The 23,056-nt window shown below is 68.5% G+C and carries 21 protein-coding genes; 4 read left to right on the forward strand and 17 right to left on the reverse strand.

Annotated features, from left to right (window positions below):
• Window positions 1–193: 193 nt before the first annotated feature.
• The 4 genes from ACZ49J_RS42300 to ACZ49J_RS42315 form a co-directional block, all read right to left on the reverse strand.
• On the reverse strand, window positions 194–568 hold the full coding sequence (locus tag ACZ49J_RS42300) for an FKBP-type peptidyl-prolyl cis-trans isomerase (RefSeq protein ID WP_467456419.1): 375 nt from the start codon (window positions 566–568) through the stop codon (window positions 194–196).
• A gap of 70 nt (window positions 569–638) precedes the next feature.
• Window positions 639–1,616, reverse strand: a complete 978-nt coding sequence (locus ACZ49J_RS42305; RefSeq protein ID WP_467456417.1) for an FKBP-type peptidyl-prolyl cis-trans isomerase — start codon at window positions 1,614–1,616, stop codon at window positions 639–641.
• A gap of 461 nt (window positions 1,617–2,077) precedes the next feature.
• Window positions 2,078–3,439: a Pup--protein ligase gene (pafA, locus tag ACZ49J_RS42310; RefSeq protein ID WP_037859616.1), complete on the reverse strand. Its 1,362-nt coding sequence runs from the start codon at window positions 3,437–3,439 to the stop codon at window positions 2,078–2,080.
• 9 nt (window positions 3,440–3,448) lie between these two features.
• Window positions 3,449–4,708 carry an MFS transporter gene (locus tag ACZ49J_RS42315; protein WP_467456416.1) on the reverse strand — a complete coding sequence of 420 codons (1,260 nt, stop codon included), beginning with the start codon at window positions 4,706–4,708 and terminating at the stop codon, window positions 3,449–3,451.
• Window positions 4,709–4,838: 130 nt separating this feature from the next.
• Between ACZ49J_RS42315 and ACZ49J_RS42320 the strand changes: the two genes are divergently transcribed.
• The gene (locus tag ACZ49J_RS42320) at window positions 4,839–5,858 is read left to right on the forward strand and encodes a LacI family DNA-binding transcriptional regulator (RefSeq protein ID WP_467456415.1); all 1,020 of its coding nucleotides are present in this window, start codon (window positions 4,839–4,841) and stop codon (window positions 5,856–5,858) included.
• Between the two features lie 148 nt (window positions 5,859–6,006).
• Here the strand turns inward: ACZ49J_RS42320 and prcA are convergent, their stop codons facing one another.
• The 6 genes from prcA to arc all read right to left on the reverse strand — a co-directional run bounded on the left by prcA (window position 6,007) and on the right by arc (window position 12,147).
• Complete coding sequence (gene prcA, locus ACZ49J_RS42325; RefSeq protein WP_467456413.1) at window positions 6,007–6,753, reverse strand: proteasome subunit alpha; 747 nt, start codon at window positions 6,751–6,753, stop codon at window positions 6,007–6,009.
• A gap of 59 nt (window positions 6,754–6,812) precedes the next feature.
• The gene (gene prcB, locus ACZ49J_RS42330) at window positions 6,813–7,658 is read right to left on the reverse strand and encodes a proteasome subunit beta (RefSeq protein WP_467456411.1); all 846 of its coding nucleotides are present in this window, start codon (window positions 7,656–7,658) and stop codon (window positions 6,813–6,815) included.
• A complete protein-coding gene (locus ACZ49J_RS42335; RefSeq protein ID WP_467456409.1) occupies window positions 7,610–8,203 on the reverse strand; it encodes an endonuclease VII domain-containing protein in 594 nt (197 codons plus the stop codon). The genes prcB and ACZ49J_RS42335 overlap by 49 nt, the downstream gene beginning before the upstream one ends.
• A gap of 32 nt (window positions 8,204–8,235) precedes the next feature.
• On the reverse strand, window positions 8,236–8,454 hold the full coding sequence (locus tag ACZ49J_RS42340; protein WP_020128324.1) for a ubiquitin-like protein Pup: 219 nt from the start codon (window positions 8,452–8,454) through the stop codon (window positions 8,236–8,238).
• 181 nt (window positions 8,455–8,635) lie between these two features.
• Entirely contained in the window at window positions 8,636–10,147 is a 1,512-nt protein-coding gene (gene dop, locus ACZ49J_RS42345; protein WP_467456407.1) for a depupylase/deamidase Dop, read from the reverse strand.
• Window positions 10,148–10,380: 233 nt separating this feature from the next.
• Entirely contained in the window at window positions 10,381–12,147 is a 1,767-nt protein-coding gene (arc, locus tag ACZ49J_RS42350) for a proteasome ATPase (RefSeq protein ID WP_467456406.1), read from the reverse strand.
• A 254-nt stretch (window positions 12,148–12,401) separates the two neighbouring features.
• On the opposite strand from arc, the gene ACZ49J_RS42355 reads away from it, so the two are divergent.
• Window positions 12,402–12,707, forward strand: a complete 306-nt coding sequence (locus tag ACZ49J_RS42355; protein WP_467456405.1) for a ferredoxin — start codon at window positions 12,402–12,404, stop codon at window positions 12,705–12,707.
• 80 nt (window positions 12,708–12,787) lie between these two features.
• On the opposite strand, the gene ACZ49J_RS42360 is transcribed toward ACZ49J_RS42355, so the two are convergent.
• From ACZ49J_RS42360 to ACZ49J_RS42370, 3 genes are all read right to left on the reverse strand, one after another.
• Window positions 12,788–13,360 (reverse strand): hypothetical protein, encoded by a 573-nt coding sequence (locus ACZ49J_RS42360; RefSeq protein WP_467456404.1) that lies wholly within the window; start codon window positions 13,358–13,360, stop codon window positions 12,788–12,790.
• A gap of 265 nt (window positions 13,361–13,625) precedes the next feature.
• Window positions 13,626–14,528 carry a tRNA (adenine-N1)-methyltransferase gene (locus tag ACZ49J_RS42365; RefSeq protein WP_467456402.1) on the reverse strand — a complete coding sequence of 301 codons (903 nt, stop codon included), beginning with the start codon at window positions 14,526–14,528 and terminating at the stop codon, window positions 13,626–13,628.
• A gap of 58 nt (window positions 14,529–14,586) precedes the next feature.
• Window positions 14,587–16,323 (reverse strand): site-2 protease family protein, encoded by a 1,737-nt coding sequence (locus ACZ49J_RS42370; RefSeq protein ID WP_467456401.1) that lies wholly within the window; start codon window positions 16,321–16,323, stop codon window positions 14,587–14,589.
• Between the two features lie 215 nt (window positions 16,324–16,538).
• Here ACZ49J_RS42370 and ACZ49J_RS42375 point away from each other — a divergent pair, with 215 nt between their 5' ends.
• Window positions 16,539–17,480, forward strand: a complete 942-nt coding sequence (locus ACZ49J_RS42375; protein ID WP_467456400.1) for a RecB family exonuclease — start codon at window positions 16,539–16,541, stop codon at window positions 17,478–17,480.
• 14 nt (window positions 17,481–17,494) lie between these two features.
• Window positions 17,495–18,166 (forward strand): response regulator, encoded by a 672-nt coding sequence (locus tag ACZ49J_RS42380; protein WP_020141342.1) that lies wholly within the window; start codon window positions 17,495–17,497, stop codon window positions 18,164–18,166.
• A gap of 89 nt (window positions 18,167–18,255) precedes the next feature.
• Here the strand turns inward: ACZ49J_RS42380 and ACZ49J_RS42385 are convergent, their stop codons facing one another.
• From ACZ49J_RS42385 to ACZ49J_RS42400, 4 genes are all read right to left on the reverse strand, one after another.
• A complete protein-coding gene (locus ACZ49J_RS42385) occupies window positions 18,256–19,839 on the reverse strand; it encodes an ABC transporter substrate-binding protein (protein ID WP_467456399.1) in 1,584 nt (527 codons plus the stop codon).
• Window positions 19,840–19,918: 79 nt separating this feature from the next.
• Window positions 19,919–21,517, reverse strand: a complete 1,599-nt coding sequence (locus tag ACZ49J_RS42390; protein ID WP_467456398.1) for an ABC transporter substrate-binding protein — start codon at window positions 21,515–21,517, stop codon at window positions 19,919–19,921.
• 446 nt (window positions 21,518–21,963) lie between these two features.
• Window positions 21,964–22,659: an HAD family hydrolase gene (locus tag ACZ49J_RS42395; protein ID WP_467456397.1), complete on the reverse strand. Its 696-nt coding sequence runs from the start codon at window positions 22,657–22,659 to the stop codon at window positions 21,964–21,966.
• Window positions 22,660–22,852: 193 nt separating this feature from the next.
• Window positions 22,853–23,056, reverse strand: a 204-nt coding sequence (locus ACZ49J_RS42400) for a vitamin B12 dependent-methionine synthase activation domain-containing protein (protein ID WP_467456396.1), incomplete at its 5' end; no start/stop codon positions are given.

Here is a 23,056-nt window from a genome sequence, read left to right on the forward strand (position 1 = left end):
CGGCAAAAGCCGAGGGCCCATGCCCGCACAGGCATGGGCCCAGATGATCGGGTCCGGTCGGGTCCCGGTCACACGGCGTACGACGACCGCCCCGTACGGCGATCGCATCGCCTCCGACGATCACCCGCCGGGCCACCGGCACGTCCCGGTGGCACCGCACGCACGACCGCCGACGGCGCGCTCCTGGGACGGATCAGACCGCGACCAGGTCGCATACGAAGATCAGCGTCTCACCGGGGGCGATACGGCCGCCGCCGGCACCGCGGTCGCCGTAGGCGAGGTGCGCGGGGATGGTCAGCTGACGGCGCCCGCCGACCTTCATGCCCTGCACGCCCTGGTCCCAGCCCGCGATGACCTGGCCGGCACCGAGCTGGAACTGCAGCGGCGTGCCGCGGTTCCAGGACGCGTCGAACTCCTCGCCGGTGGAGAAGGCCACGCCCACGTAGTGGACGGAGACGGTGTCGCCCGCCTTCGCGACCGGACCGTCACCCTCCCAGATGTCCTTGATCTCAAGGTCCTTCGGGGGCTCGCCGCCCGGGAAGTCGATCTCGGGCTTGTCGATGCTCACTTCATTACTCCTTGTTGCGTGACCTGCGTCGGGAACAGTCTCACAGACGATCTCGGTCAGCACACCTCGGTCAGACGGCGCCGAGGATGTCCACCACGAAGACCAGCGTGTTCTTGGCCAGCTCACTGCTCGGCGTCGCGCCGTAGCCGAGGGAGGGCGGGATCACCAGCAGCACCCGGTCGCCCACGTTCTTGCCGACGAGGCCCTTGTCCCAGCCCTGCACCACGGAGCCGGTACCGATCTGGAAAGCGGTGGCGCCACCGTGATCCCAGGAGGAGTCGAACTTCTTGCCGTCCTCCCACTTGACCCCGGTGTACTGGGCGACGAGCCCCTGGCCCGCCTCGACCTTCTTGCCGCTGCCCTTGATCAGCACCTGCTGCTCGAGGTCCTTCGGCGCCTTGACGCCCTTGGGAATGGTGATGGTCGCCGCCTTCTGCGACGGCGCCTTCACCTCGGGCATCCCCTCACCGGTGGCCGCCTGCTCGCCCTTGGCCTCGGCCTTGGCGTCCACGGCGGCGGCACCCACGGGGTCCACCACCCAGATCAGCACATCCTTCGCGGCGATGCCCGAGGACGGGTTCAGGTTCTGACCGAGGAGATCACCCGCCGTGCCCTGCACGAGGATCCGGCTGCCCGACTTCTTGCCCTTCACGGCGTCGAGAACCTTCTCCGGCAGCTGCTGACTCTGCTTGCCGATCTGCTCGACGGACTGCGGCCGGGACGCCTTGCCGCCGGCCGCCGCCGCCCAGGTGCCACCGAGTTCCTTGTCACTGCCCCACTTCTGGACCGTCCAGTCCAGCCGGACGAAGTCGGAGGCCTTGATCACACTCCCGCTGCCCTCCGAGACCGTCTCGGTCACGGTCTTCTTGGACGGCTCGCCGTCCTTGGGCACGGAGATCTCGGGCTTCGCCCCGGCCTTCCCCTTGACCTGGGCGACGCCTTCAGCCGTATCGCCGTTGTCCCCGTCGTCCGAACCGCACGCGGCGGTGAACAACAGGGCGGGAACAGCCAGCAGCGCGGCGACGCGTCGTTTCGTGTTGTAGTTCATCAGTCCAACTGGGCTCGGGGGCGAGGGCAATGGGCGCCACTCTACGTCGTACGCGCTCCCAGGGCAGATCATCGCAAGACACGCCGCCCCCGCGGCAAGGCGATCAGTACGCGCGGCGGACACGGCACAGCGCACATTGATCCCTATTGTGCGCCGATATCTCTCGAAATTCCCGCACGCGAGAAATCACAGCAATGCCGCAGCCACGGTCATGGCGCGTCGCACACACCGCGTCGCTCTCCCGTGACGAGATGTCGTCGGCGCACCCCCAGCGTCCCGGCGAACAACGGGTCGGCAGGAAACGGGCCGAAAGCCGCCACCCACATGCCCGCCACACACATGCCGCCACACGCGTAAAGCGCCCGACACCAGAAGCGCCCTGTGCCCGGAGGTACTCCCCCTCCGGGCACAGGGCGCCCCACACGGCCCGCGCGGCGACGCCACGGCGAGCCGGTGCCGGCTCACATACCGGCGATCAGCTTCTCCACCCGGTCGTCCACCGAACGGAACGGGTCCTTGCACAGCACCGTACGCTGAGCCTGATCGTTCAGCTTGAGGTGCACCCAGTCGACCGTGAAGTCACGACGCTGCTCCTGCGCCCGCCGGATGAAGTCACCACGCAGCCGGGCCCGCGTGGTCTGCGGCGGAACCGACTTCCCCTCGAAGATCTTCAGATCGTTGCAGATCCGGGTGGCCTGCCCCTTCTTCTCCAACAGGTAGTACAGCCCACGACGCCGGTGGATGTCGTGGTAGGCGAGGTCTATCTGAGCGACCCGCGGATGCGACATGGTCATGTTGTGCTTGGCGCGGTACCGCTCGATGAGCTTGTACTTCATGACCCAGTCGATCTCGGTACCGATCCGGTCGAGATCCTCCGACTCGATCGCGTCCAGCGTGCGGCCCCACAGCTCCAGGACCTGCTCGACCGTGCCGGTACGGATACCGCGGCGCTCGCAGAAGTCCACGGCCTTCTCGTAGTACTCGCGCTGCACCTCCAGGGCGGACGCCTCACGGCCACTGGCCAGACGCACCTTCCGGCGCCCGGTGATGTCATGGCTGACCTCGCGGATCGCCCGGATCGGGTTCTCCAGGGTCAGATCACGCATCACGGTGCCCGCCTCGATCATGCGGAGCACCAGGTCGGTGGCCCCGACCTTGAGGAGCATGGTCGTCTCGGACATGTTCGAGTCGCCCACGATCACATGCAGACGGCGGTAACGCTCCGCATCCGCGTGCGGCTCGTCGCGCGTGTTGATGATCGGCCGCGACCGGGTCGTCGCCGACGAGACGCCCTCCCAGATGTGCTCGGCGCGCTGACTGACGCAGTACACCGCACCACGCGGAGTCTGCAGCACCTTGCCCGCCCCGCACAGCAACTGCCGTGTGACCAGGAACGGAATGAGGATGTCCGCGAGCCGGGAGAACTCCCCGTGCCGCGCCACCAGATAGTTCTCATGGCAACCGTAGGAGTTGCCCGCCGAGTCGGTGTTGTTCTTGAACAGGTAGACGTCGCCCGCGATCCCCTCCTCGTGCAGGCGGCGTTCGGCGTCGACCAGCAGTCCTTCGAGAATGCGCTCGCCGGCCTTGTCGTGAGTGACCAGCTCGGTCACGTTGTCACATTCGGGTGTCGCGTATTCCGGATGAGAGCCCACGTCGAGATAGAGACGGGCCCCGTTCCGCAGAAACACATTGCTGCTGCGGCCCCATGACACGACACGGCGGAAGAGGTACCGCGCCACCTCGTCAGGAGACAGGCGGCGCTGTCCCCTGAACGTGCACGTGACGCCGTACTCGTTCTCCAGCCCGAAAATGCGGCGGTCCATGACTGAACATTACGCCCGATCCCCCGAGCTGAAACGGGGTTCGACAGCACGGTTTGGATCATTTTCCGAAGAGGCCGCGACCACCGCGCCCTCACCAGGAGCCTCCAGGACCCGCCCGGTGACCAGCAGGACCAGCACGGCGACACCCCCCGCGGCACCCGGCACCACAAAGCCCCACACGGCGCCACCCGCCTCCACGACGGGCCCCGCCAGCCCCGTACCGACCGACATCCCCACCGTGAACGTCGTCACCAGCCACGAGAACGCCTCAGTGACCGTCCCCCTCGGCGCGTGCCGGTCCACGAGGACGAAGGCACAGGCGATGGCGGGCGCGAGAAAGACACCGGCCAGCGCCGTCAGCCCCGTCATCGCGACCGGACCGGGCATGAGCACCAGCGGCAGGTAACAGACCGCAAGAAGGGCCACCAGCACCCGCAGCCGGCGCTCCGGCACACCGGCCCACCGCCGCGCCCCGTACACAGTGCCCCCCACCAGCGCACCCAGCCCCAGGCCCGCCATCAGCCAGCCGTACACCGCGTCACCCCCGTGACCGTCCGCGTACGACACGGCGGCCACCGTGATCGAACCCAGCGCGATACCGACGAACAGGAACGCCGACAGCATCACCAGCAGCCCCGGCGAACGCAGCGCGCCCAGCCAGTGAGCCTCGCGCGGCGCCGACCGCCACGCACGCGAGGGCGGCGACACGACGACCGAGAGGGCACCCAGGACACCGATGACGTTCAGCAGGACGAGTGCGGTCCGGGCGGACCACACCGACACGCTCAGCGTCACGAGCAGCGGCCCGACGGTGAACATGACCTCCTGCGCCACGGCGTCCATCGCGTACGCCCTGTGCACCTGCTCCTCCTTGGGGAGGACAGAAGGCCACAGCGCCCGCAGACCCCCCTCCAGAGGAGGCGTGAAGAGCCCGGCGACCGTCACCGCCGCGTACGCCGGGACCAGCGACCCGATACCGGCGAAGGCGAACACGGTCATCCCGAGCGCCGAGACGAGTGCGGCCGGCAACTGGACACGGGGCTGCCCGTGAAGATCCACGAGACGGCCGAGCACCGGCTGCCCCACGGCGTTGGCGACGCCGTACACGGCGACCAGGGCCCCCGCGAGGCTGTACGTACCGCCCTCCGCCCGCACGAAGAGCATGACGGCGATCGCAGCCGTGATGTTCGGCAGCCGGCCCACGAGCGTGCCGGTCAGCAGACGCGCGGCGTGCCGTGCCCTGAGGATCTCCAGGTATCCGGCGGCCATGGACCCACCCTTCTCACGGAAGTGTTACGTATAACGTGGCTCGTCATACGTACCATGTGCGCTGTTCACAAGTCCAGAAGCGATCCTTGAAACGATCCTGAAGCCAGTCCAGACGAAGGAGCAGGGCACGGTGGCACCAGGCAGTACCCGCCCCACGAGCCGCGACGTCGCCCAGGCCGCCGGGGTGTCCCAGGCCGCGGTCTCCCTCGTCCTCGGCGACAAGTGGCACGGACGGGTGTCACAGGCCACCGCGGAACGAGTCCGGGAGGCCGCCCGCGCCCTCGGCTACCGGCCCAACCTCGCCGCCCGCAACCTCCGGCTCGGCCACACCCGAACCGTCCTGCTCGTGGTCCCCGCCCTGACGACCGAGTTCTTCGGAGGCGTCTACACCGGCGCGGCCCGCGTCGCGGCACACCACGGCTTCGGCGTGGTGCTGTACCCCTCCCCGGAAGGCATCGGACCGGCCCGCAACCCCTTCGCCTCGGCACAGGCAGCCCTCGACGGCGTGATCGCCTCCTCGATGGCCGCCGACGCGTTGACGGATATCCGGGGCGACCAGCTGCCCCTCGTCATGCTCGACAGCGACCCGGAGGGCAGCCTCGGCGCGGCGACGGTCAACCTCGACATCGCCGACGGCGTACGACAGGTCACCGACCACCTGCTCGGCCTCGGCCACCGCCACTTCCTGCACCTGGCGGCCGACATCCCGTCCTGGACCTTCGACGTGCGAGCGCGCGAACTCGCGGCGCGGTTGTCGGCGGTACCCGGGACACGGCTCCGGACGGCCCGGGCGCCCATCTCCATCGAGGACGCCGTAACCGCTGCGGAGACGGCCCTCTCGGCGCCAGGCCCGGACCCGCGCCCCACGGCACTCGTCTGCGACGACGACAAACTGGCCGCCGGCGCCTACAAGGCCGCTCGCCGCCTGGGCCTGCGCATCCCCGAAGACATCTCCGTCACCGGCCTGGACGACCTCGCCCTCGCCCAGGCCCTCGACCCGGAACTCACCACCGTCCGCCTGGACGCGGAACTCTTCGGAGAACGGGGCATGCAGGCCCTGCTGGCGGTCCTGGAGGGCCGTACGCCGGAGGGCGGGGACATTCCGGTGGAGCTGGTGGTACGGGGCTCTACGGCGCCGCCAGGCGGGTGAGCGCCTGGAGGTGGCGTTGCTGTCTGCGGGGCGTCGGTGACTGGTCGCAGTGCCCCGCTCCCTGGCGCCCTGACGCCGCGCGCCCCGGCCTGGACGGCCGGGGCGTGCTGTCGGGCGGTGGGTGTACTGACGGCTGTACCGGCGAGCTCTACTTCTCCTCGTCGGAGTCCTCGGCCTCCGCGGCCGTCTCCGCACCGCCGGCCTCCAGCAGACGAGACAGCTGGCGGCCCACGATGCGCTTGAACTTGCGCTGCTGCGGACGCGTACGGTCCAGAACCGCGACCTCCAGGCGCTCCGAGGGAATCTCCCGCTCGCTGCCGTTCGTGTCACGGGACAAGGCCTGCACAGCCAGCTTCAACGCCTCGGCGAGCGACATACCGTCCCGGTGCCGCTGGTCGAGGTAACCGCTGATCTGCTCCGCGTTACCGCCGACCGCCACCGAACCGTGCTCATCCACGATCGAACCGTCGTGCGGCAGACGATAGATCTGGTCACCCTCCGGGGTCTCCCCCACCTCGGCGACCACCAACTCCACCTCGTACGGCTTCTCCGCCGCGGAGGAGAAGATCGTGCCCAGCGTCTGCGCGTACACGTTCGCCAGACCCCGGGCGGTCACGTCGTCACGGTCGTAGGTGTAACCCCGAAGATCGGCGTAGCGGACGCCGCCGATCCGCAGGTTCTCGTACTCGTTGTACTTGCCGGCGGCCGCGAAACCGATCCGGTCATAGATCTCGCTGAACTTGTGCAGCGCACGGGACGGGTTCTCGCCGACGAACACGATGCCGTCGGCGTACTGCAGCACGACCAGGCTGCGGCCACGGGCGATGCCCTTACGGGCGTACTCCGCCCGGTCCGCCATCGCCTGCTGAGGTGAGACATAGAACGGCGTCGACACCGGTTATCCGTCCCTTTCTGTGGAAGTCACTGGATCACCTTGACAAGAGTCGGCCGCCGCTACAGCAGCGCGGCCCGCGGGCCGTCGGGCTGCTCCAGGCGCCGCTCCAGGATCGAGCGGGCGATCTCGGAGGACTCCTCCTCGGTGAGCCGGCGGAAGCCGTCCTCGGTGATCACGGTGACGATCGGATAGATCCGGCGGGCGACATCCGGACCGCCCGTCGCCGAGTCGTCGTCGGCCGCGTCGTACAGGGCCTGCACCACCAGGGTCGTGGCGTCGGCCTCGGACAGGTCGTCACGGAAAAGCTTCTTCATGGCGCCGCGCGCGAAGATCGACCCCGAGCCCGTGGCCGCGAAGTTCGTCTCCTCGGAACGGCCGCCCGTCACGTCGTACGAGAAGATCCGGCCCTTCTCGCGATCGACGTCATACCCGGCGAACAGCGGGACCACGGCCAGGCCCTGCATGGCCATGCCGAGGTTGGAACGGATCATCGTCGACAAGCGGTTCGCCTTGCCCTCCAGCGACAGCTGGGCACCCTCGACCTTCTCGAAGTGCTCCAGCTCCAGCTGGAAGAGCTTGACCATCTCGACGGCCAGACCGGCGGTGCCGGCGATACCGACGGCCGAGTACTCGTCCGCCGGGAACACCTTCTCAATGTCACGCTGAGCAATGACGTTCCCCATGGTGGCCCGCCGGTCACCGGCCAGCACCACACCACCCGGGAACGTCACGGCCACGATCGTCGTGCCGTGCGGCGCCTCGATCACGCCCTGGGTGGGCGGCAGCTGCCGGTTGCCGGGGAGCATCTCCGGCTGGTGCTCGGACAGGAAGTCCATGAACGAGGACGACCCAGGCGTCAGGAAGGCAGCTGGTAGACGCCCGGTGCTACGAGGATTGGCTTCCACGCGTTTCCTTCCACGTATGTCGCAGCCCGCCTTATCACGTCGGGCCGATCCTTGAACTGCCCCAGTGCCGCGTTGCAGCTGAAGCACAGTACGCCACGGACCCTACCCGTCTCGTGGCAGTGATCCACATGTGCTGGCAGGGCTGACAGACAGATGCAACAGACGCCTCCTTGAGAGGCGATCAACTCGTCGCGTTCGGTTTCGGTGATGCCGTACTGACGCTTCAGGTAGCCCGCGCGTCCTTCGACCCCTCGGCACGCCTTGCAGCGCGTCGACAGGCCGTCGGAAGCAGTCGCGTTGCGATGCCACTCACTCCGCGGCTTGACCTCACCGCACTTCAGACAGAGCTTGTGCCCCTCAGGGACCTCCGCCCTGGGGCGAACGTTCTTTCCCAGGCTTTGCTGACGTGCTCGGTGATAGTCCGATGCACAGTCTCGGCAATGCCGCTGCAAGCCATCGAGGTTCGTTCGCTTACGAGCGAAGGCTGTGCGCGGCTTGTCTTCCCCGCACCGCACACAGCGCTTCACATCTTCTTCGTTTTGCAACTCCAGCGCCCCCGCAACCTTGGATACGAAGGCTATTCTCCGCCCTTTTGAACGAAAGAGCGCACGAAGTCCTCGGCGTTCTCTTCCAGGACATCATCGATTTCGTCCAAGACGGAGTCCACGTCGTCCGACAGCTTCTCCTGCCGCTCCTTGAGGTCCTCGCTCGCCTGTGCCTCAGGTGCCTGCTCCTCGACCTCCTCGGTCGAGCGCGTTGCCTTCTGCTGTCCGCCGCCGGTGTCCTTGGTCGCCATAACCCTCACCCCGCTCGTTTCGCCCGACATGGTCGGCATTGCTGCCGATCGGTCTTGATCAGACCCTACAAGCCCGGTCTGACATTGGCCCCGCAGTTACTACAACGTCCGGGGACCACCTCGATGATTCCCGGACCTGGTCGTTTCCACCCTGCCCGGACTCCCCCGTCCAAGCGCCCGCTCAGCCGCCGGACAGGACCCTGACCAGGTCTTCTGCCGTGCGGCAGCGGTCCAGGAGCTCCTTGACGTGATTACGCGTTCCGCGAAGTGGTTCCAGGGTTGGGACGCGCTGGAGGGAGTCCCGGCCGGGCAGGTCGAAGATCACCGAGTCCCAGGAGGCCGCCGCGACGTCGTCGGCGTACTGCTCCAGGCAGCGCCCGCGGAAGTAGGCGCGGGTGTCCTCCGGTGGCTTCGTACGGGCCCGTTCCACGTCGTCCTCGTCGAGGAGCCGCTTGATCTTGCCGCGGGCCACGAGGCGGTTGTAGAGGCCCTTCTCGGCCCGTACGTCGGCGTACTGGAGGTCGATGAGGTGCAGCCGGGCCGCGTCCCAGTCGAGGTTGTCGCGGCGCCGGTAGCCCTCCATGAGCTCGCGCTTGGCGACCCAGTCGAGTTCTCCGGAGAGGCTCATCGGGTCGTTCTCCAGCCGGGTGAGGGTGTCCTCCCAGCGGCTGAGGATGTCCTTGGTCTGTTCGTCGACGTCCGCCCCGAACCGCTCCTCCACGTACTTGCGCGAGAGCTCGTAGTACTCCATCTGGAGCTGGACGGCGGTCAGTGTGCGGCCGCTGCGGAGCGTTACCAGGCGCTTGAGGGTCGGGTCGTGCGAGACCTGGTGGAGGGTGCGTACGGGCTGGTCGACGGCCAGGTCGACGGCGATGAAGCCGTCCTCGATCATGGAGAGGACCAGCGACGTGGTGCCCAGCTTCAGGTACGTCGAGATTTCCGAGAGGTTCGCGTCGCCGATGATCACGTGCAGGCGGCGGTATTTCTCCGCGTCCGCGTGGGGTTCGTCGCGCGTGTTGATGATCGGGCGTTTCAGCGTCGTCTCCAGACCCACCTCGACCTCGAAGTAGTCGGCGCGCTGGCTGAGCTGGAAGCCGTGTTCGTGGCCGTCCTGGCCGATGCCGACGCGGCCGGCTCCGGCGAAGACCTGGCGGGAGACGAAGAACGGGGTGAGGTGGCGCACGATGTCCGAGAAGGGGGTTTCCCGCTTCATCAGGTAGTTCTCGTGCGTGCCGTAGGAGGCGCCCTTGTTGTCGGTGTTGTTCTTGTAGAGATGGATCGGCTGGGCGCCGGGGAGCTGGGCCGCGCGTTCGGCGGCTTCTGCCATGATCCGCTCGCCGGCCTTGTCCCAGAGGACGGCGTCGCGTGGGTTGGTGACCTCGGGGGCGCTGTATTCCGGGTGGGCGTGGTCGACGTACAGCCGTGCGCCGTTGGTGAGGATCACGTTGGCCAGACCGATGTCCTCGTCGGTGAGCTGGCTGGCGTCGGCGGCCTCGCGGGCGAGGTCGAAGCCTCGCGCGTCCCGTAGCGGGTTCTCCTCCTCGAAGTCCCAGCGGGCCCGGCGGGCCCGGTGCATCGCCGCGGCGTAGGCGTTGACGATCTGGGATGAGGTGAGCATGGCATTGGCGTTGGGGTGGCCGGGGACGGAGATGCCGTACTCCGTCTCGATGCCCATTACTCGCCGTACGGTCATGCGGCCCTCCTTGCCGGGCGGCGCCCTCGGTCGGGGGCGGCGCTCAAGTACCGCTGGCGCTCGGGTGCGTGTGCGGTGCCCGTCCCCGCACTGTGCGACTCGGCGGTACGAAAGAGCCTAGAACGCCTCTGCGCTGGTGGGGAGATCATTTGCGTCATTGCTGTGCTCCAGCCGTGCCCTGAAAACAGTCGGCTGCGGGTACCCGTGGAGGGCACCCGCAGCCGCCCTGTCTGTTACAGGTACTGTCCGGTGTTGGCCACCGTGTCGATGGAGCGTCCGGTGTCCGCACCCTGCTTTCCGGTGATCAGGGTACGGATGTAGACGATCCGTTCGCCCTTCTTTCCGGAGATCCGGGCCCAGTCGTCCGGGTTTGTCGTGTTGGGCAGGTCTTCATTCTCCTTGAACTCGTCCACGCACGCCTGCAGGAGGTGGGAGACCCTGAGGCCCTTCTGGTTCTTCTCGAGGAAGTCCTTGATGGCCATCTTCTTGGCGCGGCCGACGATGTTCTCGATCATGGCGCCGGAGTTGAAGTCCTTGAAGTAGAGAACTTCCTTGTCGCCGTTGGCGTAGGTGACCTCCAGGAAGCGGTTTTCCTCCGATTCGGCGTACATCTGTTCCACCGCGGTCTGGATCATGCTCTGGACCGTGGTGGTCTTGTCGCCGCTGTGCTCGCTGAGGTCGTCTCCGTGCAGCGGGAGACGCTCGGTGAGGTACTTGGCGAAGATGTCCTTGGCCGCTTCGGCGTCCGGACGCTCGATCTTGATCTTCACGTCGAGGCGGCCGGGGCGCAGGATGGCGGGGTCGATCATGTCCTCGCGGTTGGAGGCGCCGATCACGACCACGTTCTGCAGGCCTTCCACGCCGTCGATCTCTGCGAGCAGCTGGGGGACGATCGTGTTCTCGACGTCCGAGCTGACGCCCGAGCCGCGGGTGCGGAAGAGGGATTCCATCTCGTCGAAGAAGACGATGACGGGGGTGCCCTCGCTGGCCTTCTCGCGTGCGCGCTGGAAGACGAGGCGGATCTGCCGCTCGGTCTCGCCGACGTACTTGTTGAGGAGCTCGGGGCCCTTGATGTTGAGGAAGAAGCTCTTGCCCTGGGCCTGGCCGGTCACCTCGGCGACCTTCTTGGCGAGTGAGTTCGCCACGGCCTTGGCGATGAGTGTCTTGCCGCATCCGGGGGGGCCGTAGAGCAGGACGCCCTTCGGGGGGCGCAGCTCGTGCTCCTTGAAGAGGTCGGGGTAGAGGTACGGGAGCTCTACGGCGTCGCGGATCATCTCGATCTGGTTGCCCAGACCACCGATCTGCTCGTAGCCGATGTCGGGTACCTCTTCGAGGACGAGTTCCTCGACTTCGCTCTTCGGTACGACCTCGTAGACGTAGCCGGACCTGGGTTCGAGCAGCAGGGCGTCGCCGGGGCGGATGGTGACGTCCAGCAGCGGCTCGGCGAGCCGTACCACCCGTTCCTCGTCGGTGTGCCCGAGCACCAGGGCGCGCTCGCCGTCCTCAAGGATCTCCTTGAGGGTGACGATGTCCCCGACGCGCTCGAATTCCATGGCCTCGACCACGTTGAGCGCTTCGTTGAGCATTACTTCCTGGCCGCGCCGGAGCTCGTCGAGCTCGACGCTGGGGCTGACGTTCACCCGGAGCTTGCGGCCTCCGGTGAAGATGTCGGCCGTGCCGTCCTCGTTCGCCGTGAGGAAGACACCGAAGCCGGCCGGCGGCTGTGCGAGCCGGTCGACCTCTTCCTTGAGGGCCACGATCTGGTCGCGGGCCTCACGGAGCGTGTTCGCGAGTCGCTCGTTCTGGGCGGACACGCCGGCCAGGTTGGTCTGCAGCTCGACGATCCGCTCTTCGAGAATCCTCGTGTGTCGCGGAGAGTCGGCGAGCTTGCGTCGCAGGACGGCGATCTCCTGCTCAAGGTAGGCAATCTGCCCGGCCGGGTCGTCGGACCCTCGTCCCGGGCGGATGCCGCGGTTCATGTCGTCGTCGTGGGCTGCCACGGTCCTCACCTCCTCCAAGGGGAGCTGGACGCTTCCAGACCCTACCTGGGTGGGTGTCGATTGAAACCCCTAGATCACAAAGACTGTCAAGGTGTGTCCGATCTTCACCCTTGCGCTCTCCCTCACGCCAGGGGAATACCCACGGAACATGATTGGGAAGCGGCCGGAGGTAGGGTCGAAGTGTTCAACACCCGTCAGAGCTGGGCCGACTTGCCTTCATTTCGGATCGGTCGGCGCAGGAAACGGCAGGAGAGATGACCGTGCAGCAGGAGGCCGGAGCAGGCGGAGAGGCCCTGGAGGTCTGGATCGACCAGGACCTGTGCACCGGTGACGGTATCTGCGCCCAGTACGCCCCCGAGGTCTTCGAGCTCGACATCGACGGCCTGGCCTACGTGAAGGGCGCGGACGACGAGTTGCTGCAGGCCCCGGGGGCCACAACACCCGTGCCGCTGACGCTTCTCACGGATGTCGCGGACTCCGCGAAGGAGTGTCCGGGCGAGTGCATCCATGTGCGTCGGGTTTCGGACAGGGTCGAGGTGTACGGGCCTGACAGTGAGTGACGCGGCACGCACACAACGTCACTGATGTCTGTTTTCTCACATCGGCGGGGCCGCGGTGGGCCCGCTGGGCGAGGCGTTGGTCACACGCCCAGCGCGCCGGAGGGTGTGGAGCGGACGAACGCGCCGTTCTGCCATTGCCACTTGGCGCGGTCGGTCACGTCGGGGCAGCAACTCGGTACGTCGATCGAGGAGTAGCCGAGGAGGGTTGCCGTCACCGCGCCGTCACGGACGGCGAAGTCCTTGACGGTGAACCGGTCCTTCGGATCGACGAGGGTGGCGACCACGCGGGGCTTGGGTGCGGTGCCCTGGGTGAGGACGTAGACGCCGTCGGGTGGGGTGCCGGAGCCCGCGTCGCAGTGGACCACGGCGACTGTCTCGGGGACGCCGTCGCCGTCGAGGTCCCCGGAGGCCTTCTTCCGCACGACCGCCTTGGACGGTCCGCATTCGATGGGGAAGTCGACGCCGACGGGGTTCGGGGCGGTCGCGGAGGGCGGGGCGGACCGTGTCTCGGGGCCGGCCTGGACCGCCGTCGCCGGGTCGGGTTGCAGCAGCGAGGACAGGGCGACGACGGCGGAGAGGGCGGTGGCCGTGGCGACCCAGTGGATGGGGCGGGAGTGCGTGTGTGCCAGTTCCGGGACGGCGGATTGCTGCACGAGAGATGTGTCTCCTGTGAGGGCTGTGCCGGTGGGGGTGGACCGCATCGTGCCACACGTCACAGCGCGGTGGAACGGCGGGGTGGGCACTTTTGGTGCGCGTTCACTGAGTTGGGGCGCGTGGGGGCGCCGTAGCGCGGTGGTTGTGTCGGCTTGTCGACAGGAACTGGTGTGACGTCAACACAGGAGCGCCGTGGCCGAGTTCCCCGGCAGGTCGGGGAACTCGGCCACGGCGCTCGTGCGTTGTACGCGGCACCGGGCCGCCTCAGTGGCCGGCGCCTCCGTCGGCGTTCGGCCCGGCGTAGTCCTCGCCGTAGGCGCCCTTGGCGGGGCGGCGGCGGCGCATGGGTGGTTCGACGCCGTCGGCGAGGCGGCGGGCGGTCAGCAGGAATCCGGTGTGGCCGATCATCCGGTGGTCGGGGCGGACGGCCAGGCCTTCGATGTGCCAGTTGCGGATCATCGTCTCCCATGCGGTCGGCTCGTTGAAGCAGCCGATCTCGCGGATGGATTCGACGGTCCGGGCGAGCTGGGTGGTGGTCGCCACGTAGCAGCAGAGGATGCCGCCGGGGACGAGCGCCTTGGAGACGGCTTCGAGGCACTCCCAGGGGGCGAGCATGTCGAGGATGACCCGGTCGACGTCGGTGTCGCTGAGGTTGTCCTGGAGGTCTCCGACGGTGAGCTGCCAGGCGGGGTGGGGGCCGCCGAAGTAGCGTTCGACGTTGGCCTGCGCGATCTCGGCGAAGTCCGCGCGGCGCTCATAGGAGTGCAGCATGCCCTGGTCGCCGATGGCCCGCAGCAGGAAGCTGCTGAGGGAGCCGGAGCCGACGCCGGCTTCCACGACGCGGGCGCCGGGGAAGATGTCGGCGAAGGCGAGGATCTGCCCCGCGTCCTTGGGGTAGACCACGGCGGCGCCGCGGGGCATGGACAGGACGTAGTCGGGGAGCAGGGGGCGCAGCGCCAGGTAGGCGACGTTCCCCGTGGTGCGGACGACACTGCCCTCGGGCGCGCCGATCAGCTCGTCGTGCGGGAAGGAACCCTTGTGGGTGTGGAAGTTCTTCCCGGCTTCGAGCGTGAACGTGTAGTGGCGTCCCTTGGGGTCGGTCAGCTGTACCTGGTCCCCGACCTTGAAGGGCCCGCGACGGCGGGCGGCACCGGTCGGTTCGGACATGTGACCAGCCTACCGGTCCTGGAGGGGGCCGCAGACCACCGTTCGGGGAGGGCGGGGCTCAGTTCGGCCGGGCCATCGCCTTGACGAACGCGCGCTCCACGTCGGCCGCGGACAGCACGCCGTAGATCTCGCCGGACTCCTCGACCACCAGGTACTCGGTGGCGGGGGTGGCGCGCAGGGCGTCGAGGAGGTCTTCGCCGGCGAGTTCCGCGGAGACGCGCATGCCGTCGGTGAGGTCCTGGGCGAGTCCGCTGACGGCGACCCAGGGGCGGCGGTGTTCGGGGACGCCGACGATGGCGGCCTCGCGGACCAGGGACAGGGGTTCGCCGTCGGCGTCGACGACGACGAGGGCGCGGGCGCCGGCGTCGTTGGCGCGGCGCAGGGCTTCGGAGAGCGGGGTGTCGGTCTCGACGGGGACGGCGCGGCGGGTGAGGTTGCGGGCGCGCAGTTCGGGCAGGTGCTCGCGCAGGCGGGCCATGCGCAGGCTGTTTCCGGCGCCGGTCCAGATGATCGCGGCGAGGATGGCGGCGAGCAGGGCGTCGGTGACGGTGTCCATGCCGCCGAGGTCCTCGGCGTCGGCGCCGAGCGCGCCGGACTGGGTGAGCAGGGGCAGGCCGATCAGTACGGACACGGCGAGGGCGCGGCCGACCCAGGCGGCGGCGACGGTGCCGGTCATGGGTTTGCCGGTGATCTTCCAGACGACGGCGCGGAGCATGCGGCCGCCGTCGAGGGGCAGTCCGGGCAGGAGGTTGAACGCGGCCACGATCAGGTTGGAGATCATCAGTCCGGCCAGGAGCACGCCGGGGACGGTGCCGGGTTCGACGGCCTGGAGGGCGCCGTAGAAGACGCCCGCGAGGACCAGTGAGAGCAGGGGTCCGACGAAGGCCAGTACGAACTCGCGGCCCGGTGTCTCGGACTCCTTCTCGATCTCGGAGACGCCGCCGAAGAACTGCAGCTGGATGCGCCGGACGGGCAGTTTGAAGCGCAGCGCGGCGACGGTGTGGGCGAGTTCGTGGACGAGTACGGAGGCGTAGAAGGCCACCGCGAAGAACAGCGACACGAGGTAGCGGGTGCCGCCGAGTTCGGGCAGTACGCGGTCGAGCTGGCCGCCGAACACCCAGGTGATCAGCGCGGCCACGAGGAACCAGCTGGGCGCGACGTACACGGGCACGCCGAAGGGCCGTCCCATGAGGATGCCGCCGCCGGGTTCCTTGGGCCGCTTGGGCGGCTTGCGGCCACCGGAGGTGGCGGGGGTGCGGCTGCCGAAGTCACCGGCCGGGGTGTCCGTCCGGGGCTTGGGGTCCGCGGAGGGCCGGTGGTCGGCGGAGGGCCCGGTGACGTTGGGCGCCGCGTGGCCGGCGGGGGCCCCGGTGCGTGCGGGGGCCGCGGGGCCGGCGTCGGACGCGGGACGGTCCGGGGTCCTGTGGTCCGCCGGCGGCTCGGTGGGAGGGCCGGGAGTGTCCTCGGGCGGCTCGGCGGGTGCGGCCGGCTCGCGGTCGCGGGTGGAGCCGGGGTCTTCCGGGGACGGGTCGGCGGGTGCGGCCGGCTCGCGGTCGCGGGCGGAGCCGGGGTCTTCCGGGGACGGGTCGGCGGGTGCGGCCGGCTCGTGGCCGGCCGGGGGCTCGGGCGGTGTGGGAGTGGTGCCGGAGGCCGGGGTGTGGGGTGCCGGTGCGTGCCGGCCGGTCTCCGGGTCGGGGCGTGCGGTGCCGGCGGTCCGGGCCGGCTGCCCCGCAGGGCGCTCGGTCGCCTTGTCGCTGCCGGACCGCGGCTGCCCGCTCCCGCCGCTCTCGTCCACGGTGTCCCCTCGTTCGTTGCGTCTTCCGCGCCCGGTGGTGCGGGACGGAAGGGTCTGTGGTCGATGCTATGCGGTCGTCGCCGCTCGTTCCGCCCCGGCACCCCCTCTGTTCTCGTGCCGTTCCGGCGCGGTGGAACGCGCGGCCGTGCTCGTTGTCTCGGGGAGCCGCGCACCGGCCGTGTCACTGTCAGTGGCGACCCGTATGGTCTGTGGTCATGGAAACCAGCACCGAAGGCACCGGCGCGGCGGGCTCCGGCAGTGAGGGCTACGGTGTCGCGCCCGCGGCGGGGGCCCGAGCGGTGGCCGCCGCGCCTCCCGCGTCACTCTCGCCCTCCCGCGCCAGTGATTTCATGCAGTGCCCTCTGCTCTACCGCTTCCGGGTGATCGACAGGCTCCCGGAGAAGCCGAGCGAGGCGGCCACGCGCGGCACGCTGGTGCACGCGGTGCTGGAGCGGCTGTTCGACGCCCCGGCGACGGAGCGTACGGCGCCGCGGGCCAAGGCGCTCGTCCCCGGCCAGTGGGACCGGCTGCGTGAGTCGAGGCCGGAGGTCGTGGAGCTGTTCGCGGACGACCCCGAGGGTGAGCGGCTGGCCCGGTGGCTCACGGAGGCCGAGCGGCTCGTGGAGCGCTGGTTCACGCTGGAGGATCCGACACGGCTGGAGCCCGCCGAGCGCGAGTTGTTCGTGGAGGCGGAGCTGGAGTCCGGACTGAGGCTGCGCGGGATCATCGACCGTGTCGATGTCGCGCCGACGGGTGAGGTGCGGATCGTCGACTACAAGACGGGCAAGGCTCCCAGACCCGAGTACGCCGAGGGCGCGCTGTTCCAGATGAAGTTCTACGCCCTGGTGGTGTGGCGTCTGAAGGGAGTGGTCCCGCGCCGGCTCCAGCTGGTCTATCTGGGCAGTGGGGACGTGCTGACGTATGACCCGGTCCTCGCGGATCTGGAGCGCGTGGAGCGCAAGTTGCTCGCGCTGTGGGAGGCGATCAGCGTGGCCACTGAGACGGGGAACTGGCGGCCGCGGCCCACGAAGCTCTGTGGCTGGTGCGATCACCAGGCGGTCTGTCCGGAATTCGGTGGTACTCCCCCGCCGTATCCGCTGCCGGTGAGGTCGCCCGCGTCGGGTGGAGGCCCTCAGGGCAGAATGGGGCCGGACTAGCGAAGGAGACTTACGTGGCCATCCGCGTCCTACTGGTCGACGACCAGCCGCTGTTGCGCACCGGCTTCCGGATGATCCTGGAGGCGGAGCAGGACATCGCGGTCGTGGGGGAGGCCGGGGACGGCCTTCAGGCACTCGACCAGGTGCGGGCCCTGCAGCCCGATGTGGTTCTGATGGACATCCGCATGCCGCGGATGGACGGGGTGGAGGCGACCCGGCAGATCACCGGTCCCGGCCGGGACGGTCCGGCGAAGGTGCTGGTCCTGACGACCTTCGACCTCGACGAGTACGTCGTGGAGGCGCTGCGGGCGGGCGCCAGCGGTTTCCTGCTCAAGGACGCTCCGGCCAACGAGCTGGTGCAGGCGATCCGGGTGGTGGCCGCGGGTGAGGCGATGCTCGCGCCGAGCATCACGCGCCGGCTTCTCGACAAGTACGCCACGCATCTGCCGTCCGGTGACGAGCCGGTGCCGGACACGCTGCACACGCTGACCGACCGCGAGGTCGAGGTGCTGAAGCTGGTGGCGCGCGGGTTGTCGAACGCGGAGATCGCGGCTGATCTCTTCGTCAGCGAGACCACGGTCAAGACGCACGTGGGCCACGTCCTGACGAAGCTGGGTCTGCGTGACCGTGTGCAGGCCGCGGTGTACGCGTACGAGAGCGGGCTGGTGCGCCCCGGCGCGCAGTAGCGGGTACGGCGATGGCATGAGCAAGGGCGTACGACAGTAGAGGGCGCCCCCTCCCAGGAGGGGGCGCCCTCTACGTACTACCCGGGGTGTCAGTCCTTGCTGATCTCCCAGAAGCGGAACACCGTGGACGCGTCGAGGCAGTACTCCAGGCCGTAGACGTTGTCCTTGGCGACCGCGTACTGCTTGGCCTGCCAGACGGGGAGGACCGGGACGTCCTCGGCGACGATGTTCTGGAGCTGGGCGTACTCCTGCTCGGTCGCGGAGCGCTCGCTCTCGGCGGCGGTCTTCGGGATGAGCGTGCCGGTGATCGTCTTGTTGGTGTAGTTGTTGCCGAGGACGTTGCCGTCGCCGAAGAAGGGGCTGGTGAAGTTGTCGGGGTCCGGGTAGTCGGGCACCCAGCCCTTGACGTACACGCCGTACTTGCCCGCGGCGATGTCCTTCTCGTACTGCTCGAAGGGCACGGACTTCACGGTCGCGTCGAACAGTCCGCTGTCGTTGAGCTGCTTGGCGATCGCCTGGAACTCCTGGTCGGTGGAGGGGCCGTAGCGTGACGGCGTGGACCAGAGGGTCAGCTCGACCTTGCCGGTGATGCCGTCGGCGCGCAGGGCGGCCTCGGCCTTGCTCTTGGACGGGCGGGCGCCGTAGGTGTCGAAGAAGGCCGTGTTGTGGCCGGCGATGCCGGCGGGGATGATCGAGTACAGCGGTGTCGCCGTGCCCTGGTAGACCTTCTCGACGAGGGCCTCGCGGTCCAGCAGGTAGGCCATGGCCTTGCGGACGCCGAGCTTGCCCGCGACGGGGTCGTTCATGTTGAAGACCAGGTGCTGGACCTCGGCTCCGGTGCCGTCGACGATGTCGACGGCGCTCTGGCTGGAGCTGTCCGCCTCGATGTCGGCGATGTCGGTGGAGCTGAGTCCGCGGTAGGCGAGGTCGAGTTCGTCCTCGCGCAGGGCGGTCTTCAGGGCGGTCTGGTCGCCGTGGAAGAACTTGAGGGTGACGCCGGAGTTCTCCACGTCGGCGTTGCCCTTGTAGTTCTCGTTGACGGAGAAGACGGCCTCGTCCTTGCCGAAGGAGTCGAGCTTGTAGGGGCCGGAGCCGACGGCGCCGCCGTCCTTGCGGAGCTTGTCGGCGTCGTAGGAGCGGTGGTCGACGATCGAGCCGGCGCCGGAGGCAATCTTGCTGGGGAAGGTGGCGTCGGGGTACTTGAGGTGGAAGACGACGGTCTTGTCGTCGGGGGTCTCGACCTTGTCGAGCATGGGGAACATGATGGCCGGGCCGGCCTCGTCGTTGATCTTCAGCATGCGGTCGAAGGAGAACTTGACGTCCTCCGAGGTGAGGGACTCACCGTTGCTGAACTTCAGGCCGTCCTTGAGCTCGCACTCGTAGCGTGTCGCGCGGCTGTCGGTGAAGCTGCACTCCTCGGCGGCCTCCGGTTCGGGTTCCGTGGCGCCGTTGGGGAAGCTCAGCAGCGACTGGAAGACGTTGTTGAAGAGCAGCCAGGAGCCCGGGTCGTAGCCGGACGCGGGGTCGGTGGCCACTACCTCGTCGGACATGCCCATCACGACGGCGGATCCGCTGTCGGAGGAGTCGCCCGTGCCGGAGCCACAGCCGGTGAGCAGGCCGACGGCCAGTCCGGTGGTGATGGACAGGACCGTCAATTGGTTACGCATGTTCACTTACGGGTGCCTTGTGTCGTCGGTATGCGGAACCTCCGGGCCCGGCGGAGCCCGGAGTGGGGGGTGAGGTGTCGGGTGGTCAGCCGCTCACACCGCGGCCGAGCTCCCACAGCTGGAGTGTGGAGGCGGAGTTGAGGGCGTACTCACCGCCCGTGATGTCGTCCCTGACGGCGACGTACTGCTTGCCCTGCCACAGCGGAAGGATCGGTACATCGTCGGCCACGATGTCCTGGATGCCGGTGAGGGTTTCCGAGGCGGTGAGGCGGTCGGCCTCGCGGCGGGACTCGGGGAGCAGCGTGGTCCGGATCTCGCTGTTGGTGTAGGGCAGGCGCAGGAAGTTGTCCTTGTCGAGGAACGGCGAGAGGTAGTTGTCGGCGTCCGGGAAGTCCGGGAACCAGCCCATGCCGAAGGCCGCGTACTCGCCCTTGCGTTCGGCGGGCTGGAACGTGGACCAGGGTGCGCCCTTGATGTCGGCGTCGAACAGGCCGCTGTCGTTGAGCTGTTGTCGCAGTTGCTCGAACTCCGGCTTGGTGGCGGCGCCGTAGTGGTCGGTGGTGTAGTTCAGGGTCAGTTTCACCGGGGTGGTGATGCCGGCTCCGGCGAGGATCGCCCTGGCCTTGGCCTTGCTCGGCTCGCCGTACTTGTTGAAGAACGAGTTGGAGTGGCCGGTGATGCTGGCGGGGACCAGCGAGAAGAGCGGTTCGGCCTGGGTGCCGTAGACCTTGGAGACGAGGGCTCCGCGGTCGATGAGCTGGGCCACGGCCTGGCGGACGGCCTTGGCCTCGACCGGGGAGGCGTCGGTGTTGAAGCCGAGGTAGCGGATTTCCAGGCCGGAGGTCTCGATGAGGTCGATGTCGCCGGAGGAGTTGGAGAACTTGTCGATCTGTTCCGGCGTCATGGTGCGGGTCATCAGGTCGATGTCGCCCTTGTCGAGCGCGGCGCCCATGGCGTCGGCGTCGTCGAAGGAGCGCAGCACGACCTCGTCGTTCTTCGGCTTCAGCAGGCCCTTGTAGTGGGGGTTCCTGGTGAAGACGGCCCTGACCATGTCGTCGCCCTTGGTCTCGGCCTTGAGGGTGTACGGGCCGGAGCCGTCGACGTCGAAGCCGTCGCGCAGCTTCTTCTTGTCGTAGTCGTCCGGGTTGACGATGCCGGCGACGGGCGTGGACAGCTTGTACGGGAAGGTGGCGTCGGGCTCGTTGAGGTGGAAGATGATCCCGCGGTCGCCCTTGGTCTCCACGAGCTGGATCGTCGACAGCAGCGCGAACACGCCGCTGTCGGCCTTGATGGACCGCGCCCGGTCGATGGAGAACTTCACGTCCTCGGCGGTGATCGGGGTGCCGTCGGCGAACTTCAGGCCGTCGCGGAGGGTGCAGGCGTAGCGCTCGTTGCCGGTGTCGGTGAAGCGGCAGCTCTGGGCGGCCTCGGGCTCGGGTTCGCCGTCGCCTCGGGGCTGCGCCATCAGGGTCTGCACGGTCTGGCGGAGGACGTTCCAGGTGCCGACGTCGTACGCGTAGGCGGGGTCGAGCGGTGCGGGTGTGTCGCTGGAGGCCGTGAACCGGTCGGTGGTTCCCACGACGATCGCGTCATCACCGCTCCCGGCGTCGGAGCCGCCACAGGCGGCGAGCACGGGGGTGAGCAGGCCGAGGACGGCCGGCAACACCAGAGTCTTGCGGTTCATGCTCGTGTGTCTCCAGAGCTGTCTTTCCGCGGTCCCGGCAGCTGGGGTGTGCGGGCGGGGCGCGGGGTACGCGATGTTCTCGGAAAGAGATTAGTGCGCGCCCCGAGAGTGGTTTGCACACAGCGGAGTTGAGGGGTCATCACGCTGCGGAACCGACTGCGGACACACTGAACAGACGGTCAGTGGAATGATTAGTGCACGCTGCACCAATCGGGACACAAAGGCGTGCCGATCGACACGGAACGGACGGAGAATGCACACGTGAGCTTTCCTGTCGACCTTTGGACGGGTGGTGAAGCTCACACCAGCGCATGACGGTCGACGGGTATCGCAATTCAGCCAGGGCGCGCTGAAACCGAATTTCCCACCGCGGGGCCGTGAAGATCCTTTGCTTTATCGCGGATTCAATGGAGCACCCTGGGTGAACGGCCGTTGCATTTCCGTGGTCAAATCGTCAACAGCCCACGGAGAAAAGGGAGATCGACTTCTTCGAGTGAGGTGACGACCGTGCGCCGGGCGGCGGGGGCGATGGGCGCCACGGAGGGGACCGCGACGACGTGGCAGCCGGCGGCCTCCGCGGCCGCGACACCGGTCGCCGTGTCCTCGATGACGGCGCATCTGGCCGGGTCGGCGCTCAGTCCGGCGGCCGCCAGCAGGTACGGGTCGGGGTGCGGCTTGGTCCTCTCCACCTCGTCGCCCGCGACGGTCAGCGCGAAGTGCTGGGGGCCGAGCGAGGTCAGGACACGGTCGATGATGCGCCGGTGGGAGGCGGAGACCAGGGCGGTGGGGATGCCGTGCGCGGCGAGTTCGCCGAGTAGCCGGGCGGCGCCCGGCATGAGCGGCAGTGTGCGCCCGATGCGGTCCTCGAACCCGTCGTTGAGCAGCACCGTGAGCTCGGCGAGGGTGATGTCGGCGCCCGTGGCCTCGATGAGGAAGCCGGCGCTGCGGGTCATGGGGCCGCCGACCACGACATGGCGCCAGGAGTCGTCGAGCGCGTGACCGAGGCCCGCGAAGACCTCGACCTCGACGTCCCACCAGAATCCCTCGGTGTCCACCAGGGTTCCGTCCATGTCGAGGAGCACAGCCTGCAGCGCTGAGCCTTCGGCCGTCTGGGTACCGAGCGCGGGGACCGTTGTCGTCATCCGGCGCACCTCCTTGTGGGACGAGCAGGCCGGTTCCCGGGTAGGGAACCGGCCTGCGGTGGACCGACCAGTCTACGACGCCGTTCGACGAAGCGCTCGGTTTGGGCTTCCGGCACGTGAGCACTCACGGGGCCCACGCGTGCGCCGGCCGGGTCATGTCGTGGACAGGACCCGGCGCGGCCGTGGACGAGGACTAGCGCGCGTTGAAGTACTTGGCTTCGGGGTGGTGGATCACGATCGCGTCGGTGGACTGCTCGGGGTGGAGCTGGAACTCCTCCGACAGGTGGACGCCGATCCGCTCGGGCTCCAGCAGCTCGGCGATCTTGGCGCGGTCCTCCAGGTTCGGGCAGGCGCCGTAACCGAGCGAGAACCGGGCGCCGCGGTACTTCAGCTCGAA

Source organism: Streptomyces sp. NPDC030840 (genome assembly GCF_055572015.1).

What these genes read in the sequence shown, in the direction of transcription:
- ACZ49J_RS42305 (WP_467456417.1), bottom strand. Translation starts at nt 1,616, where the DNA reads ATGAACTACAACACGAAACGACGCGTCGCCGCGCTGCTGGCTGTTCCC.
- pafA (WP_037859616.1), bottom strand. Translation starts at nt 3,439, where the DNA reads ATGGACCGCCGCATTTTCGGGCTGGAGAACGAGTACGGCGTCACGTGC.
- ACZ49J_RS42315 (WP_467456416.1), bottom strand. Translation starts at nt 4,708, where the DNA reads ATGGCCGCCGGATACCTGGAGATCCTCAGGGCACGGCACGCCGCGCGT.
- ACZ49J_RS42340 (WP_020128324.1), bottom strand. Translation starts at nt 8,454, where the DNA reads ATGGCGACCAAGGACACCGGCGGCGGACAGCAGAAGGCAACGCGCTCG.
- dop (WP_467456407.1), bottom strand. Translation starts at nt 10,147, where the DNA reads ATGACCGTACGGCGAGTAATGGGCATCGAGACGGAGTACGGCATCTCC.
- ACZ49J_RS42355 (WP_467456405.1), top strand. Translation starts at nt 12,402, where the DNA reads ATGACCGTGCAGCAGGAGGCCGGAGCAGGCGGAGAGGCCCTGGAGGTC.
- ACZ49J_RS42365 (WP_467456402.1), bottom strand. Translation starts at nt 14,528, where the DNA reads ATGTCCGAACCGACCGGTGCCGCCCGCCGTCGCGGGCCCTTCAAGGTC.
- ACZ49J_RS42375 (WP_467456400.1), top strand. Translation starts at nt 16,539, where the DNA reads ATGGAAACCAGCACCGAAGGCACCGGCGCGGCGGGCTCCGGCAGTGAG.
- ACZ49J_RS42390 (WP_467456398.1), bottom strand. Translation starts at nt 21,517, where the DNA reads ATGAACCGCAAGACTCTGGTGTTGCCGGCCGTCCTCGGCCTGCTCACC.
- ACZ49J_RS42395 (WP_467456397.1), bottom strand. Translation starts at nt 22,659, where the DNA reads ATGACGACAACGGTCCCCGCGCTCGGTACCCAGACGGCCGAAGGCTCA.